This window comes from Hydrogenophaga sp. NFH-34, from assembly GCF_021401345.1.
In the GTDB taxonomy this organism is placed as follows: domain Bacteria; phylum Pseudomonadota; class Gammaproteobacteria; order Burkholderiales; family Burkholderiaceae_C; genus Hydrogenophaga; species Hydrogenophaga electricum.
Window position 1 is genome coordinate 313,191 of record NZ_JACBGE010000002.1, and the last position, 15,002, is coordinate 328,192.

The window sequence follows — 15,002 nt, forward strand, 5'->3', positions numbered from 1 at the left end:
GCGTCACGGACGCCCTGGTTTTCAGGGTTTCAGCAGATCCGGCAGGCAGTCGGCGAACGCCGGCTGGATCTTGCTCATCGGATTGGCGATGGCTTCGTCGCCCGTGAGGATGGCCATGGTCATGCCGGTCATGGTGCTCAGGGCGTTGGAGTTGCGCAGCACCTGCAGGGCCAGGTGCACGGGGAAACCATCGGCGCTGCGTCGCAGCGGGTGGATGCCGCCGTGCACGAAGGAGTTCATGGCGTTCCAGGACACGTCCTTGAACTGGGTCAGCATCTGGTGGGCTGCGGCAGGAACGCCCTGCCCGACTCGCTTGCCGATCTGATCGATCATCTCCTTTGCGCTGGGCAGGTTCTTGGCGGCCTGCTCGGCTTCGAGCGTGAGCGGGGCCGACAGCTTCTCGATGGCGGCATCGCTGGCCGCATAGATGAGCCACATTGAGCGGGTCAGGGCCTCGAACTGCAGCCGCATCAGACTGACCGCCGAGGTGGGCATGCCCAGTGCCATCAAGGCGCGCAAGGCAGTCCCGTGTTCCATGGCCACCACGCACATGCCCAGTGCAGCCTCGCCACGCGCAGATCCATCGAACGCGGCGTCGTCGAGCAGCTCGTTCAGCCGTTCGTGCAAGGCATCCGAGCGCAGCAGCATCTGCTCCAGGGGATCGGGGTGGTTCTCGTCTTTCTCGGTCATGCCGTCATCGTAGAGCGCTCAATGCAACCGGACGTCTCCGGCCCTGTGATTGCGGCCGGCCGCGCTGTCGTGCTGCGCACCGAGCCCTCAGTCCCTGCAGTCCCGCGGTCTCGTCCCTGGCGGGCTTCCATCGTTCCCTCCCTCCGGTCGGCTGACGCCTTCGGCCCGGCCTGACACCCGGGCCTGCGCGCTGCGCTTGCGTGGGGTCGGCGCCACCTGCGGCCAGGGGCCACTGGCGCCCTCTTCCTTCGTCCATCACCACTTCCGCGACCGTAGCCCGCCACCCGGTGCCGTCAAGGCGCGCCAGGCCGTGTCCTCGGCTGCGCCTGCGGGCCGCACCAGCCCTGGCGCTTGCCTCCCTGACGGCACCGGGCGGCGCGCTCCTTGGGTCGCGGGCGATGAACTCAGGAAAGACGGTGGCGAAGGGGCCGGCCCAGGTCTTTGCGCCGACCCCACCGGAAGACCCGAAAAGGGCTCTGAATCTAGGAATCCGGTGGGGGTTTTCAACAGCCAGCTTCATTTGGAGAAATGACCATGCAACTTGCTTCCCGCTTCGCACCGCGTTCGCCGGTGCTGCGTTCCGAGTCCCCTCTGTCGGATGACCAGATCCGCGCCGTGGCGCCATCGATCTTTGCCGAGGCGCCGCACGGCAGCCGCTCCGAGCGCTACAGCTACATCCCCACCGCCACCGTGCTGCAGGAGTTGCGCGGCGAGGGCTTCCAGCCCTTCATGGTGTGCCAGACCCGCGTGCGCCACGACGACCGGCGCGAATTCACCAAGCACCTCATCCGGCTTCGCCATGCCAGCCAGATCAATGGCCGCGAGGCCAACGAAATCATCCTGCTCAACTCGCACGACGGCACCAGCAGCTACCAGATGCTGGCCGGCATGCTGCGTTTTGTCTGCCAGAACGGGCTGGTGTGCGGCGACACCGTGGCCGACGTGCGCGTGCCACACAAGGGCGATGTGGCCGCCCAGGTGATCGATGGAGCCTACACCGTGCTGCAAGGCTTCGGGCAGGCACAAGAATCGCGCGAGGCCATGCAGGCCGTGGCGCTGGACGCGGGCGAATCGGAGGTGTTCGCGCGCGCCGCGCTGGCCCTCAAGTACGAGGACACCGAGAAGGCCGCACCCGTCACCGAGTCGCAAATCCTGATGCCACGCCGCCACGACGACGACCGGCGCGACCTGTGGAGCGTGTTCAACCGCACCCAGGAAAACCTGATCAAGGGCGGGCTGACCGGCCGCAGCGCCAACGGGCGCCGCCAGAGCACCCGTCCCGTCCAGGGCATCGACCAGAACCTGCGCCTGAACCGCGCTCTGTGGCTGCTGGCCGATGGCATGCGCCAGCTCAAAGCCTGAATCCGAACCCAGGCGGCGCGCAGGGCCAGGCCCTGCCGCCGCCCTCCCCTCACCACTCATCCCGTTTCACATCTCAACCGACAGGAGTTTCACCATGAACGCACTCACCGATTCCGAAACCCAGGCCCTACACGCCATACCCGCACCGCAGTTGCCCGCCCAGCCCTCGCAGCAAATGCTGCTCGTACCGCTGTCGCGGCTGCGCCCGTCGCGCCGCAACGTGCGCAAGACGGCGGGCCCATCCATCGAAGCGCTGGCCGCCAGCATCGAGCGCGTGGGCCTGCTGCAAAACCTCACCGTCACCCTGGCTGCTGACGGCGCGCTCTACGAAGTGGTGGCCGGAGGTCGCCGCTTCGCCGCCCTCAAGCTGCTGGCCAAGAAGCGCCGCATCGTCAAGGATTGGGACGTGCCCTGCCTGCTGGTGGCCGACGGCAGCGCGCGCACCGCCAGCCTGACCGAGAACGTGCAGCGCGAGGCCATGCACCCCGCAGAACAATTCAAAGCCTTCGCCGCCCTGGTCGCCGAGGGGCGCCCGGTGGAAGACATCGCGGCCGACTTCGGCGTCACGCCGCTGGTGGTACAGCGCCGCCTCAGGCTCGCCAACGTCTCGCCCCGCCTGATGACCGACTACCGCGCCGACGCCATCAGCCTGGACCAGTTGATGGCCTTGGCCGTCACCGATGACCACGCCGCCCAGGAAGCCGCGTTCTATGACGCACCCGAATGGCAGCGCAGCCCGGGGGCGCTCCGGCAGCGCCTGACCGAACGGGAAATCGGCGCCGACCATGCGCTGGTGCGCTTCGTCGGGCTGGACGCCTACACCGCTGCCGGAGGTGGCATCCGCCGCGACCTGTTCGCCGATGACGAGGCCACCGGCACCACCCTGACCGATGCTGCGCTGCTGGAACGGTTGGTGCGCGACAAGCTGGAGACACTGGCCGAGCCTGTGCGCGCCGAGGGATGGGCCTGGGTGAATGCGGTGCCGCACCTGAGCCCTGCCGAGCGGCAGGCGTTCCAGGGTGCACCGCGTCAGCGCCGTGAACCCACCGCGAAGGAGGCACGGCGCATTGCCGTGCTGCAAGGTCGCCTTGACCGCACCGATGCCACACTCGAAGAAGCCTACGACGCGGACGACGAAGACAGGGCCGAAACCTTGCACCAGCGCCGCGAGGCCCTGACGGCCGAGCTGGAAGCTGTGCAGTCCCAACTGAGCGACCACGCGCCCGAGGTCCGCGCCATGGCCGGGGTCATCGTCACGCTGAACCGTGAGGGGCAGCCCCTGATGCATCGGGGACTGTTGCGCGAAGCCGAAGCCAAGGCGCTGCGCGCGCTGGACGCTGCGCGTCAACGCGCCGCCAACGGCCAAACCCCTTGCGACGATGGTGTCGATTCGGACGGATCGACCACGGGTGACACGCCGCGCAGCGCCGAACACCTGTCCGACCGGCTGGCGCAGCGCTTGAGCGCGCACCACACCGCAGCCCTGCAGATTGAGATCGCCCGCCATCCGCAGGTGGCGCTGGCTTCGCTGGTTCACATCCTGGTGCAGCAGGCCCTGCAGGGCGGCTATCGCAACGCCCTGCCTCTGGGCTTGCGCCTGAGCCTGCGTGATCGGCTGGAAGACCTGGCACCCGACTGGCCCGAGTCGCCCGCCGTGCTCGCGCTGGGCGAACTGCGGCAGGCTTGGTCCGACCAGTTGCCGCAGGACCCGGGCGAGCTGTTCGCCAAGTTGCTGGCGATGCCCCAGGATGAGCTGGTGCAACTGCTGGCGCTGTGTACCGCCCCGGCGGTGGACGTGGTGACGCCACGCGCCACCGCCAGCCAGCCCGGCGCTGAACTGGCGCAGGCGCTGGGCCTTGACATGGCCGCTTGGTGGAAGCCCACGGCGGACAGCTATTTTCAGCACGTGCCCAAGGCCTCGATCCTGCAAGCGGTAGCGCAGTTCGCGCCGAATGAGGTGCCCCGCCTGTCCAAGCTCAAGAAGGCCGAGATTGCGCAGGAGGCCGAGCGACTGGCCGAGGGCAGCGGTTGGATGCCCGCCGTGTTCCGTCGCAAGGTGCCAGAAGTAGTGAAGCACACCGAGGCAGAAGCGTCCGGCGATTGACGCGGGCAGTCTGCAAAGCGCTACAAGATCCCCGGCGCTTTCCGTCCGGGGCCTTGTCGCTTCCGACTTGGGTGCGCGGAGCATGGGCTGAACGAAGCATCAAAAGCGCCACGCCGCCGCCTTAGATCAGGCAGCGGCGTGGCGGCGCGCAAGGTCTTGCGCGGGCACTTCCTGCCAACGCGTTCGGCGTCAGCGCATAGAATGCATGGACAGTCGCGTGATACTGGACCTGCTGCCGGGTCAAACCACGCACACCCTGTTCCCTTTCTGTTTTCAGACCGATCCAATTCCTCTGGTCGGTGTGTAATCGGCAGTCATCGACCATGCACAAAGGAATTTGGCATGTCTGATTCGACATTCTTCGTCTCCAAAGCGGCGCTGCGCAATCTCAAGCATGGCGCCCAGTCCCGCGCTCGCGGTGTTCGGTCTTCTCATCTCAGCGAGGCCCTTGCGTCGGCTCTCGGCTTCAGAACGCATGCTGCGCTGCGCGCTGCGCTGGATGGTCGAACGACCGTCGAGGTCTCCAAACCCAGTAATGCGCGAATGGTCCAGCGGCTCCACCAGTTGGGCTACACGAGCATCGAACAAGGTCAGCGGATCGTTCCTGAGCTTGACCAGTCCTACTTCGTGTTCCGCAACGCGCCGTTGCGCAAGGTTCGCAGCGCACGCTGGTGGGCCTGGCGCAACCTGATGGCGATGGGTATCAATGCCGGTCTGGAGCAGCGACTTTTTGGCCTCGCTCCCTCGGAAAACTGGTGGCAGGGAGGTCACCCGGATGGGCGGAAATGCCATCAATACGCCTACCGCTTTATGGCCGCCGGAAACATGCCGGCGGTGGCCAGTGTGAAATCCAACGAACATGACGAGATCTCCATCTGCGTCATGGTCAACCCGAAGCGCGACGATGTGATGCCCGAGTGGTACCTCGGCCTGGGCTCAGCCAATGCAACGGCCCACGGTTGGCTCGAACGCAAACTCGGAGCTTGGATTCAGGAAGGTAGCCAAGCCTTCCATTGCAAGCGCGATCTCAAACCGCTGCTGGTGGACCTGGACATCGAGCCTGCAGGGTATTCGGACCAGGGCAGCTTCATCCTGTAACGTGGGTCGGGGCGTTCGACATGTCCGGTTTCGGGCGTGTCGGCGCCCAGCGCCGCCAGGCTCTCGGGCTGCGCCCCGTGCCGTCATAGCCGTCACGGCCCTTCGGCTTCGATCCTTCACGCCTGCGCGCTGCGCTTGCCTGGGGGGGCGGAGTGTTCGTGCGCCGGCATCCGGCTCTGCATGACCCGCCATATGAGCCGGGTGCTACGCCCTTGCTCGCTGCGCTGGGTTGCTTGGCATGCCGTTCTCCCTCACGCTGGCGGGCAGTTGGCCGAGGTGATCGCTACATACCGCATGGGTATTGGCACTGTACTGGTCGAACCTGACAGGCGACGTGCGATGCAAGGCGCCGGGTCGATGCTGCAGTGGCTTCTCGCGTCGTCGCGACTCTGACCAATAGCGCAAGGGTAGTGGCCGCTGAAGTCTTGCCGGAGGCGTGATGAACGTGCTCGGCCATGAGGCTTTCGGGAAAGGTGCATCCCAGGCGTCCTTGTCTCGTCGTGAATCCTGGCGGGGTCGCGGCTGCGCCTCGGGCTTGATGGCCGCAACCGTACGGCCCAAGAAATTTCCCCTCCGCTGCGCGGATTCCTCGCGAGGCAAATTTCCCGTGCCTGCCGGTCCTCCACGCTGTTGCGGCCCCTTCGCTGCGCTGTGGGGTGCGGCCCGCCCGTCCCCCGCCTGACGGATCACAACAAGGACGCGATGGGCGCGACCTTGGTAACCCGAAAGGAAATCATCATGGCCAACATCGGCACCTTCACCGCTCAGAACGACGGCTTCATCGGCACCGTTCGCACCCTCACGCTCAACGTCAAGGTCAAGTTCGTGCGCAACGACAAGGGCAGCGAGAACGCCCCCGACTACCGCATCCAGGCCGGCACCGGTTACGACATCGGCGCCGCCTGGAAGAAGGTCAGCCAGTCCGAGCGCCCCTACCTCTCGGTGACGCTGGATGACCCCTCGTTCCCGGCCACCATCTATGCCCGCCTGATCGAGGAAGAAGACGGCACGCACAACCTGATCTGGTCGCGCAGCAAGCCCACGGCCTGACGGCCGGTCCGATCCCGCCGCCCTGGCGGGATCGCTGCTGCAGGCAAAGCCTGCAGTCTCAGGCCGCGGCCGAACCCAGTTGGGCTTCGGTCGCGGCCATCAGGTCGGTCGCACCGCACTCCAGCGCCGCCGCGATCTTGAAGATCAGCGGCAGCGAGGGAATGTGCTCGCCGCGCTCGATCTTGCCCATGTGCGAGCGCTCGATGCCCGCGCGGTGCGCCAGCGCCTCCTGCGCCATGCCCTGCCCCGAGCGCAGCGCACGCACCGCCGCGCCGAAGGCTTGCGCCAGTTCGGCATCGAAGGTGGTGGCACCGGCCGGACGGCCAGCCTGGACAGGACGCTTCTGCATGGACAGAAGCGTCCTGTCGAGAGACAATTAAAACCACGTTATATTTAACTCATTAACGATTTTCGCTGCCGCTTTGGTGAATCTCCGTATGGGTTTTTTCGTGCTTTTACGTAACACTCGTGTGTCCACGTAAACCCCCAAAGCCGCATTGGCTCATTCGAGCATTCACGTTATGCCGACTTTCAGCCTTCGTGCAAGGGTGCTTTTCTGCAAAAGCGCCTCTGCGCCTTTGCAGGGAGACACGAAAGCGGCTTTGCGATTCGGTGCTTCTGATGCAACTCGTGTTCCCGCACAGCGCCACGCACCCTGACCATGCCGACTGAACCCCTTGTGACCGACGAGCAGCGCGCGCAGTTGCTGGAGAACGGACATGCTCGCGCCGCTGACGCGCAGGTCGACCTGTGGCCCGTGGTACGTCTTTTCACGCCGGACGCGCACGCGACCTGGCTGCTCGCAGCGCTCGACCCAGCCGATGGCGACACCGCTTGGGGTCTGTGCGACGTGGGCATCGGCATGCCCGAGCTGGGCAGCATCAAGCTGTCGGACCTCGCGACCATCGTCGGCCCTCAGCGGATACCGGTGCGGCGCGACCTGCACTTCCATGCCGTGCGGCCGATGTGGGAATACCTGCGGCTGGCACAGGCCAACGGCTCGATCACGGATTGAGCAAAGGATCGACGTGCGCGTCAGACCCTATGGGTCCGACTGCTGCTGATGCCATTCCCGGTCACGATCCAGACCGAAATGGACATGACAAACACTCTGCATCACGCCATGGTCAGTCTTGCCGCGATGGTCTTCCACCACGTGGCCGTCGCTTCGGGCGCGATCTTGGCGAGCCCGGCCACGATCGGACGATGAAGCACCGCACAGCCCTTCACGACCGGATCACAGACCGATAAACCGTAGCCCTTGCCGACCGATGCGACGCTCCCGCACAAGAACAGGGAGTTCGCATATGGTCCATCTCGACGACGGCCAGTTGGCCGCCCGGCCGCCGCCCTGGCACGCCAGCGCGGCGTACCTCTACGTGCTGCACCTGGACGGCCCGGCTCTGGCCTGGGAGTACCTGCGGCGCCACCCCAGCTACCGCCAGGCCTGGCACACGCGGGCGGCTGACGGCGCGCAGCCCTGGGGCTTGCGCACACTAGAAGACCCAGGGCTGGATGCGCGCGAAGCGCTGCCCGACTGGCTCAACGCCCGGGCCTGCACCATTTGCGTGATACCCGACGATGACCCTGCACCCGAGGCTTCCCCTTTTGAACTCTGGCGCCTGCCGGGTCGCAAGCAGTTGCAGCACGATGGCCGAGGCCTTGTGCTCGCCGCGCGCTGGCCCGGCTGTTGTGTGCGCCTGATGCTGGCGCCCGAGTTGCACGACGGCATGCCGCACGCCTTCGCCATGCGCGCCTGCCAGGAGCCTTGCGTGCGTTACCGTAACTTGGCGAACGATCTGGACCAGTTGGCCGCCGCCAGTCTCTTCGAGCCCTCGGCCGCAACGCGTCCACGGCCCAGCCAAAGTGCCCTGCAGGCAGTGCTGACCCTGCAGGCACTGGACGCCAATCAGGCAGGCGCCTCGCTGCGCGAGATTGCCGAAGGGCTGTTCGGCTCGACAGGGGTCGCATCCGACTGGCACGCCGACAGTGCCCTGCGCGCCCGCGTGCGGCGCCTGGTGCAGCGCGGCCGATCTCTGATGGATGGCGGCTACCGCGAGCTGGCCGGGATCGATCCGCTCGGCTCTCCTTCCCGGGGACGAAACAGGCTCACCCCAGATCGTCCCTGAGCAGAACGCCCGCGTTTCCTGAGACTGCCTCCACCCGCCTGCAACCCCGCAGGCGGGCCTTCCTGACCGATGGAGGCGCCTCTCATGCGACCCTTTCCCTTGCGGCCTGCTGCTGCACCCACTCACACGCCACACACTTCCACGCAAGCTGCAGCCAAGCCGCAGCCGCCGCGCTACCTCACCAACGACGAGGCCGCCGGCTACCTGCGCCTGTCGCCGCGCACGCTGGAGAAACAGCGCGTCATCGGCGGCGGACCGCGCTTCCGCAAGTTCGGCCGGCGCGTCATGTACGCCGTCACCGACCTCGACACCTGGGCCGACCAGCGCAGCTTCGAGGCCACGTCCGACCCCGAGTACGCCGAGCACCACTCGGCCGACAGCCGTGCGCGCTGAGGGGCGCTACGCGCCCTCCCCCGTTCCTACGGCCGATGACCTTGCCTGCGCCACGCTCCCAGCGCCCGGAGGAACAGCTCGACCTGTTCCGCGCGCTGCCGGGCGACATGGCGCCGCGCGACAGCCAGGACCTGATGGCCTACCCCTTCTTCTCACTGGCCAAGTCCCGTCGCACCAAGCCCATCGACTTTCGCAGCGGCAACGTCGCCATCCGCGTGGAAGGCACGCAGGAACACGGCATCGCAACCATCTGGGACGCCGACATCCTCATCTGGGCCGCCAGCCAGATTGTGGAAGCGCGCGACGCCGGCATCACCACCTCGCGCCTCATGCGCGCCCGGCCCTACGAAATCCTGCGCTTCATCGGGCGCGGGGTCTCGCTGCGCGACTACCAGCGTCTCAAAGCGGCTCTCGACCGGCTGCAGTCCACCACGGTGGCCACGTCCATCCGCGAGACCACCGGGCGGCGCCTGCACCGGTTTTCGTGGATCAACGAATGGAAGGAACTGGCCGACGCCCGCGGTACGCCGCTGGGCATCGAGCTGATCCTGCCGGACTGGTTCTACGCGGGCGTGCTGGATGCCGCTCTGGTGCTGACCATCGATCCGGCCTACTTCGACCTCACCGGCGGCATCGAGCGCTGGCTCTACCGCCTGGTGCGCAAACACGGCGGGCACCAGCCCGCTGGCTGGCAGTTCGACTTCAAGCACCTGCACCGCAAATCGGGCAGCACGGCCAAGCCGCACGACTTCGCCTGCGATCTGCGCGCCCTGGTAGCACGGCAGTCCATGCCCGGCTACCGCCTGGGCATTTTCCGCATGCCGGGCACGGGCGCCGAAGTGCTGACGTTTCGGCCGGTGCCGCCCACGGCACGGGGATAAGCGGTTCATGGCCTGTGGACGGGCTCGTGCCATCGGGCGTGTGCAGCCACGTGCCATCAGGCGTGTGTCCATCGTGCCATCAGGCGTGCCTATCGGCCGCCAGCCCAATGGCGGCGCGGCTTTGCACCGGCCGTAACTGCCCTAACCAGATTCATCTAACTGGTGGTGGGAGCGCGCCGTTTCGGTGGACAAGTGACGACCGGCACGCCGCTGCCACCACGCTACGAGCAGACGGGGCCACGCGATGATCCTGGCCCTGCTCAACCAGAAAGGCGGCGTGGGAAAGACCACGCTGGCCACCCACATCGCGGGCGAGCTCACGCTGCGCGGTCAGCAGGTGGTGCTGCTCGATGCCGATCCGCAAGGCTCGGCACTGGACTGGACCCAGCGCCGCAGCCAGCAGGGCCTGCCCCGGCTTTTCAGCGCCGTCGGCCTGGCCCGCGAAACCCTGCACCAGGAGGCGCCGGAACTCGCCCGGCGGGTCGATCACGTCGTCATCGACGGCCCGCCGCGCATCGCGGCGCTGGCGCGCTCCGCCTTGCTGGCTGCTGACCGTGTGGTCATCCCGGTGCAACCCAGCCCCTACGACCTGTGGGCCAGCGCCGAAATGGTGGCGTTGATCCGCGAAGCCCAGGTGTTCCGCCCGGCACTGCGCGCGGCCTTTGTCATCAATAGGCGCGTGAGCACCACCGTCATCGGCCGCGAAGCGCGCCAGGCGCTGGCGGAACAGCCGCTGCCCGCGCTGCGTTCTGAAGTGCACCAGCGCATCGTTTTCGCCGACAGCGTGGCCGCCGGCCGGCTCGCTTGTGAAATCTCGCCCGACAGCGCTGCTGCGCGCGAGGTGGCCGCACTGGTCGATGAACTGCTGCGGTGGCCGTCATGACGGAAGAACGCACGCAGCGTGGCAAGCGCATCGCAATTGGCTCGCGTCCGCCGGCCAACCCGCAGGCTGAGGCATGGGTGCGTCAGGGCGATGGCGAAAACCTGCAGAAAGGCGACCTTTTCACCGCCCGCCTGACGCTGGACGTTACGCCCGACATGCGCGCGCGCATCAAGGTCTCGGCGTTCACCCAAGGCACCACCGTGGCCGAGTTGCTGCGCGCCTTGCTGGAGCGCGAATTCCCTCAATCCCGTTCGGAGACATCCCCATGAACATGCAATCCACGCCCGATGGCACGGTCGCGCACGGCGCAGCACATTCGCCGCTGCCGCAGCCTCTTGCGCTGCAGCGCAACCCGGCCGGCACCCCGCCGCTGACCCGCGTCTCGCTGGCCTATGTCCATGAGAGGTTCAACCTCTACCTGCGCTTTGGCCAACCCGAGCGCACGGTGCAGCTCGACCACTGGCGGCGCTGCGCCGTCTTCAAACCAATGGCCATGTTCTGCCGCGTGCGCTGGCAGGCCAATGACCATGGCACGACGCTGTGGCAGTTGATGGTGCTGCAGGCCGGCAATCCGCTGGATACCTTGCAGCGCCTGCCCGGCGTGCGCCCGGGGGCACGCCTGTTGCTGCACGCCGAAGGCGAACTGAAGGTGCGCACAGTGCTGCAGCAGATCGACGCCATCGAGGCCCTAGGCATCGACGCTTGCACCGTCGCCCCCGCGTACTGGGGCATGCTGGGCAACCGCCTGCCGGCCTGGACTTCTGGACCCTCGGCCGCTCCGCTGCAATTGCCTGCCTACACCGCCGAGCGTCACGCCGCAGCATTGACCACAAGGGACTTGCAATGAGCAGCTCGCGTGCTTCCTTCCTTGCGCTCAGCAGCGCGGCGGCCGTCGCATTGACAGCACTTGCCTGGGCCTCATTCGCCAAGCCTTTGCCGCGCTTGGTCTACAACCCGTCAGACAGCGTTCCGGTGGGCTGGTACAGCGTCAAGCCGCTGGAGCAGGACCCCACTCAGCAGCCAACTGAGCTGCAGGTCGGAAGCATCGTGCTCGTCCACCTGCCTGCCGAAGCCGCTGCACTGGCCGCGCAGCGCGACTACCTGCCGCTGCACGTGCCGTTGCTCAAGCGCGTGGGCGCCGTACCACCACAACGGGTATGCATCACCGGCCGGGTTGTGCGCATCGACGGGCACACCGTGGCCACCGCATTGAGCGTAGACCGCATGGGCCGCCCGCTGCATGACTGGTCGCAATGCCGCCGCCTGCAGGCTGACGAGGTTTTCCTTCTCAGCACGGCAAATCCGGCATCGTTTGACAGCCGCTACTTCGGGCCGGTGCGCACCGTCGATGTGATCGGCATTGCGCAGACGCTGTGGCTGCAGGAGCAGCCATGACGGCCGCACGACGGCAGTCGTCGCTGCCACCGGTGCATCGCCTCACCGTGCCCACCGGCCCGGTGGACGGCGTGAATGCGCGGGGAAAGATGCAGGGCAAGATAAAAGGTCGCGGCACCCGGCCGCCTGAAAACCCTGTCTGCACGTGGGGGTGGCGCGGCACGCTCCAGGGAGCCGCAGCGTGCCGCGAGAGTGCGCAATGCCGCATGGGTATTGGAGAAGGCGCGTGCTTCGCCCGCTTGACTGCGCCGGTCTTGGATGGAGTCGCCCGATGAGCCGCAGCAATGACCACCACTTTCGGATCCGCCCCGGCACGCCGAAACAGCGCGGCGACGCCTTCATCAATAAGGTGCTGCGCCAGACCAACAAGGCCGGAGCCAAGCTCGGCAATACGATTGATAAAGCCGGCCAGCGGCCGGGTTCCCGGCTGGGGCGAGGCCACGTCGCGGCCCGTTTCGCCGGGGCCTCGCTCACGCCCAACGCTCGCCGCGTGACGATCAAGGCGCGACTGGTCCATCTGGCCAAGGCCGGTCCGCGCTCAGCCGCTACGCACCTGCGCTACATCGAACGCGAAGGGGTTGATCGCCAAGGCGGGCCGGGCCACGCCTATGGCCCGACGACAGACGCGGCGGACACCGCCGCTTTCGAGGAGCGCGGACGCGAGGATCGCCACCAATTCCGCTTCATCGTCTCACCGGAAGACGCCGAACAGCTCGATGACCTGCGCACCTATACCCGGCACCTGATGGCGCAGATGGAGGCCGACCTTGGCACGCGACTGGACTGGGTAGCGGTGGACCACTGGAACACTGACAACCCACACACGCACGTCGTCCTGTGTGGTAAGGATGACACCAATAAAGACCTCATCATCTCGCGTGACTACATCGCCGAGGGGATGCGCCACCGGGCCGCCGAACTGGCGACTGAATGGCTGGGACCGCGCACCGAATTGGAGATCCACCGCACCATGCAGCGCGAAGTCGATCAGGAGCGGTGGACGGGGTTGGATCGCACCTTGCAGCGCGTGGCCATGGACGGCCTTGTGGGTGCGGAGACGCTGGCCGAGCCCCGGCTGCAACGCCAGCGGCAAGTGCTAATCGGGCGCCTACAGCGGTTGCGGAGCATGGGTCTGGCAAACGAGCAACTACCCGGCACTTGGGCCATCCATGCAGAGGCTGAACCCACGCTGCGAGCCATGGGCGAACGCGGAGACATCATCTGCACCATGCAGCGCGCCATGAGTGGAAAGCAACGCGAGCTGGCCGTGTTCCAGCCCAGCGAGGATGGCCGCGCCATTGTCGGCCGGGTGATCGGCAAGGGACTGGCCGACGAAATGTATGACAAAGGCTATCTGATCGTCGATGGCACGGATGGCAAGGCGCACTACGTCGCGCTGCCGCCGCGGTCGGAACTGGAGCAATACCCAACCGGCGCCGTGGTGGAGGTGAAAGGTTCGACCGACATGCGCGCGGCCGACCGGAACATCGCAGCGCTGTCGGTGGACGGCATCTATCGCACCGACCATCACCTTGCGCTTGCGCAGAGCCAGGCTACGCCCGACCGTGACCCGCGCGACGTAGTGGCGGCGCATGTGCGCCGGCTCGAAGCCCTGCGTCGCGCCGGCATCGTGGAGCGTGTCAACGAAGGCGTCTGGCGCGTACCCGACGGCCTGGCCGAGCGCGGCCGTCAGTACGACGCGCAGCGTCTGGGCGGTGGCGTGTCCGTGGAACTGAAATCACACTTGCCCATCGAGCAGCAGGCTCGTGTGATCGGCGCGACCTGGCTGGATCAGCAGTTGATCGGCGGCGGTAATGGGCTGGGCGACGTGGGCTTTGGCAGCGAGGTCAAGGATGCACTGCAACAGCGTGCCGAGTTTTTGGTCGAACAGGGGCTGGCAGAGCGACGCGGGAAGCGTGTGATTTTGGCGCGCAATCTGTTGGCGACGTTACGCGGACGCGAGTTGGCAAAGGCCGCACAGGACATTGCGGCTGAAACCGGACGGGAACATCGCCCGGTGACAGATGGCAACCGCGTTGCTGGCATCTATCGCCGCAGCATCATGCTCGCCAGCGGGCGCTTCGCGATGCTTGATGACGGCGTGGGGTTCAGTTTGGTGCCGTGGAGGTCGGTAATCGAGCCTTGGCTAGGACAGAAACTCGCAGTGTCTGTGCACGGCAACCAAGTCTCCTGGGAGTTCAGGCGGCAGTTGGGGACAGTGATATAGATCAACGATGATTACCTGATAGGTACCGACACGTCAGAACAGAAATTGAGGCTTCTCCCACTACACTGGCCTAAGGAAGGTCTGCACAACCCCTGCGCCCTTGGCCCGATGTGAGACATTGACGGCATGAAACAGATGAGCCTGGGCGAGAGCGGATTCGAGCGCAAAACCAAGAGGACGCGCAAGCGCGAGTTCCTCGATGAGATGAATCTGGTGGTGCCTTGGACCGAGCTGGTGTCGCTGATCGCTCCGCACGCGCCCGCACCAGGTGCCAAGGGTGGACGCCCACCGTTTGCCGTCGAGACCATGCTGCGCATTCATTTCATCCAGCAGTGGTTCAATCTCTCGGACCCGGCGATGGAGGAAGCGCTGTACGACATGGCGCTGTTCCGCGAGTTCGTGGGTCTGGATGCCGGGGAAGACAACCTGCCCGACGAGAGCACCATTCTTCGGTTCCGCCACCTGCTCGAAGCCCACAACCTGAGCTTGCAGATCCTGGCCACTGTCAACGCCACGCTGGCGGCCAAGGGTTTGCTGCTCAAGAGCGGGACCGTGGTCGATGCCACGCTCATTGCCGCGCCGAGTTCGACCAAGAACAGCCTCGGCGAACGCGACCCCGAGATGCACCAGACCAAGAAAGGCAATCAGTGGCACTTTGGAATGAAAGCCGTGAGCGTCCAGTCAACCCATCTTGACCGGCCGCAAGCGGCTCATTTGGACTGCTACTTTGCACCGATGTAGGCCACGCACTCCACGAGGTTGAGGCAGGCCAGCAGCAGGTACTTCTCGG

General features: G+C 66.3%; 15 protein-coding genes and 1 pseudogene. 14 read left to right on the forward strand and 2 right to left on the reverse strand.

What is annotated here, in order from left to right:
- Nucleotides 1-21 precede the first annotated feature (21 nt).
- Complete coding sequence (locus L0977_RS03320; protein ID WP_234263281.1) at nt 22-690, reverse strand: DUF6988 family protein; 669 nt, start codon at nt 688-690, stop codon at nt 22-24.
- Between the two features lie 534 nt (nt 691-1,224).
- Between L0977_RS03320 and L0977_RS03325 the strand changes: the two genes are divergently transcribed.
- The 4 genes from L0977_RS03325 to L0977_RS03340 all read left to right on the forward strand — a co-directional run bounded on the left by L0977_RS03325 (nt 1,225) and on the right by L0977_RS03340 (nt 6,304).
- Nucleotides 1,225-2,052, forward strand: coding sequence for a DUF932 domain-containing protein (locus tag L0977_RS03325; protein WP_234263282.1), 828 nt, complete (start codon nt 1,225-1,227; stop codon nt 2,050-2,052).
- A 94-nt stretch (nt 2,053-2,146) separates the two neighbouring features.
- On the forward strand, nt 2,147-4,156 hold the full coding sequence (locus tag L0977_RS03330; RefSeq protein ID WP_234263283.1) for a ParB N-terminal domain-containing protein: 2,010 nt from the start codon (nt 2,147-2,149) through the stop codon (nt 4,154-4,156).
- 342 nt (nt 4,157-4,498) lie between these two features.
- Complete coding sequence (locus L0977_RS03335) at nt 4,499-5,254, forward strand: hypothetical protein (RefSeq protein WP_234263284.1); 756 nt, start codon at nt 4,499-4,501, stop codon at nt 5,252-5,254.
- A gap of 738 nt (nt 5,255-5,992) precedes the next feature.
- Complete coding sequence (locus L0977_RS03340; RefSeq protein WP_086920778.1) at nt 5,993-6,304, forward strand: DUF736 domain-containing protein; 312 nt, start codon at nt 5,993-5,995, stop codon at nt 6,302-6,304.
- Between the two features lie 58 nt (nt 6,305-6,362).
- On the opposite strand, the gene L0977_RS03345 is transcribed toward L0977_RS03340, so the two are convergent.
- On the reverse strand, nt 6,363-6,653 hold the full coding sequence (locus L0977_RS03345; RefSeq protein ID WP_234263285.1) for a helix-turn-helix domain-containing protein: 291 nt from the start codon (nt 6,651-6,653) through the stop codon (nt 6,363-6,365).
- A gap of 312 nt (nt 6,654-6,965) precedes the next feature.
- Here L0977_RS03345 and L0977_RS03350 point away from each other — a divergent pair, with 312 nt between their 5' ends.
- The 10 genes and pseudogenes from L0977_RS03350 to L0977_RS03395 all read left to right on the forward strand — a co-directional run.
- Nucleotides 6,966-7,319 (forward strand): DUF2958 domain-containing protein, encoded by a 354-nt coding sequence (locus L0977_RS03350; RefSeq protein WP_234263286.1) that lies wholly within the window; start codon nt 6,966-6,968, stop codon nt 7,317-7,319.
- A gap of 292 nt (nt 7,320-7,611) precedes the next feature.
- Complete coding sequence (locus L0977_RS03355) at nt 7,612-8,433, forward strand: DUF2285 domain-containing protein (RefSeq protein WP_234263287.1); 822 nt, start codon at nt 7,612-7,614, stop codon at nt 8,431-8,433.
- An 84-nt stretch (nt 8,434-8,517) separates the two neighbouring features.
- On the forward strand, nt 8,518-8,826 hold the full coding sequence (locus L0977_RS03360; protein ID WP_234263288.1) for a helix-turn-helix transcriptional regulator: 309 nt from the start codon (nt 8,518-8,520) through the stop codon (nt 8,824-8,826).
- A gap of 35 nt (nt 8,827-8,861) precedes the next feature.
- Nucleotides 8,862-9,707 carry a replication initiator protein A gene (locus L0977_RS03365; protein ID WP_234263289.1) on the forward strand — a complete coding sequence of 282 codons (846 nt, stop codon included), beginning with the start codon at nt 8,862-8,864 and terminating at the stop codon, nt 9,705-9,707.
- A 244-nt stretch (nt 9,708-9,951) separates the two neighbouring features.
- Entirely contained in the window at nt 9,952-10,590 is a 639-nt protein-coding gene (gene parA, locus L0977_RS03370; protein ID WP_234263290.1) for a ParA family partition ATPase, read from the forward strand.
- Nucleotides 10,587-10,859 carry a chromosome partitioning protein ParB gene (locus L0977_RS03375; RefSeq protein ID WP_234263291.1) on the forward strand — a complete coding sequence of 91 codons (273 nt, stop codon included), beginning with the start codon at nt 10,587-10,589 and terminating at the stop codon, nt 10,857-10,859. The genes parA and L0977_RS03375 overlap by 4 nt, the downstream gene beginning before the upstream one ends.
- The gene (locus tag L0977_RS03380; protein WP_234263292.1) at nt 10,856-11,437 is read left to right on the forward strand and encodes a DUF2840 domain-containing protein; all 582 of its coding nucleotides are present in this window, start codon (nt 10,856-10,858) and stop codon (nt 11,435-11,437) included. The genes L0977_RS03375 and L0977_RS03380 overlap by 4 nt, the downstream gene beginning before the upstream one ends.
- A complete protein-coding gene (locus L0977_RS03385) occupies nt 11,434-11,985 on the forward strand; it encodes a S26 family signal peptidase (RefSeq protein ID WP_234263293.1) in 552 nt (183 codons plus the stop codon). The genes L0977_RS03380 and L0977_RS03385 overlap by 4 nt, the downstream gene beginning before the upstream one ends.
- Nucleotides 11,986-12,256: 271 nt before the next feature.
- The gene (locus L0977_RS03390) at nt 12,257-14,212 is read left to right on the forward strand and encodes a relaxase/mobilization nuclease domain-containing protein (protein ID WP_234263294.1); all 1,956 of its coding nucleotides are present in this window, start codon (nt 12,257-12,259) and stop codon (nt 14,210-14,212) included.
- A 126-nt stretch (nt 14,213-14,338) separates the two neighbouring features.
- Nucleotides 14,339-14,881 (forward strand): annotated as a pseudogene (locus L0977_RS03395) (IS5 family transposase); the annotation flags it as partial.
- Nucleotides 14,882-15,002: the final 121 nt, after the last annotated feature.

Bases quoted from the DNA above. Each gene is read 5' to 3' on its own strand.
- L0977_RS03320 (WP_234263281.1), bottom strand. From the start codon at position 690: ATGACCGAGAAAGACGAGAACCACCCCGATCCCCTGGAGCAGATGCTG.
- L0977_RS03325 (WP_234263282.1), top strand. From the start codon at position 1,225: ATGCAACTTGCTTCCCGCTTCGCACCGCGTTCGCCGGTGCTGCGTTCC.
- L0977_RS03330 (WP_234263283.1), top strand. From the start codon at position 2,147: ATGAACGCACTCACCGATTCCGAAACCCAGGCCCTACACGCCATACCC.
- L0977_RS03335 (WP_234263284.1), top strand. From the start codon at position 4,499: ATGTCTGATTCGACATTCTTCGTCTCCAAAGCGGCGCTGCGCAATCTC.
- L0977_RS03340 (WP_086920778.1), top strand. From the start codon at position 5,993: ATGGCCAACATCGGCACCTTCACCGCTCAGAACGACGGCTTCATCGGC.
- L0977_RS03345 (WP_234263285.1), bottom strand. From the start codon at position 6,653: ATGCAGAAGCGTCCTGTCCAGGCTGGCCGTCCGGCCGGTGCCACCACC.
- L0977_RS03350 (WP_234263286.1), top strand. From the start codon at position 6,966: ATGCCGACTGAACCCCTTGTGACCGACGAGCAGCGCGCGCAGTTGCTG.
- L0977_RS03355 (WP_234263287.1), top strand. From the start codon at position 7,612: ATGGTCCATCTCGACGACGGCCAGTTGGCCGCCCGGCCGCCGCCCTGG.
- L0977_RS03360 (WP_234263288.1), top strand. From the start codon at position 8,518: ATGCGACCCTTTCCCTTGCGGCCTGCTGCTGCACCCACTCACACGCCA.
- L0977_RS03365 (WP_234263289.1), top strand. From the start codon at position 8,862: ATGACCTTGCCTGCGCCACGCTCCCAGCGCCCGGAGGAACAGCTCGAC.
- parA (WP_234263290.1), top strand. From the start codon at position 9,952: ATGATCCTGGCCCTGCTCAACCAGAAAGGCGGCGTGGGAAAGACCACG.
- L0977_RS03375 (WP_234263291.1), top strand. From the start codon at position 10,587: ATGACGGAAGAACGCACGCAGCGTGGCAAGCGCATCGCAATTGGCTCG.
- L0977_RS03380 (WP_234263292.1), top strand. From the start codon at position 10,856: ATGAACATGCAATCCACGCCCGATGGCACGGTCGCGCACGGCGCAGCA.
- L0977_RS03385 (WP_234263293.1), top strand. From the start codon at position 11,434: ATGAGCAGCTCGCGTGCTTCCTTCCTTGCGCTCAGCAGCGCGGCGGCC.
- L0977_RS03390 (WP_234263294.1), top strand. From the start codon at position 12,257: ATGAGCCGCAGCAATGACCACCACTTTCGGATCCGCCCCGGCACGCCG.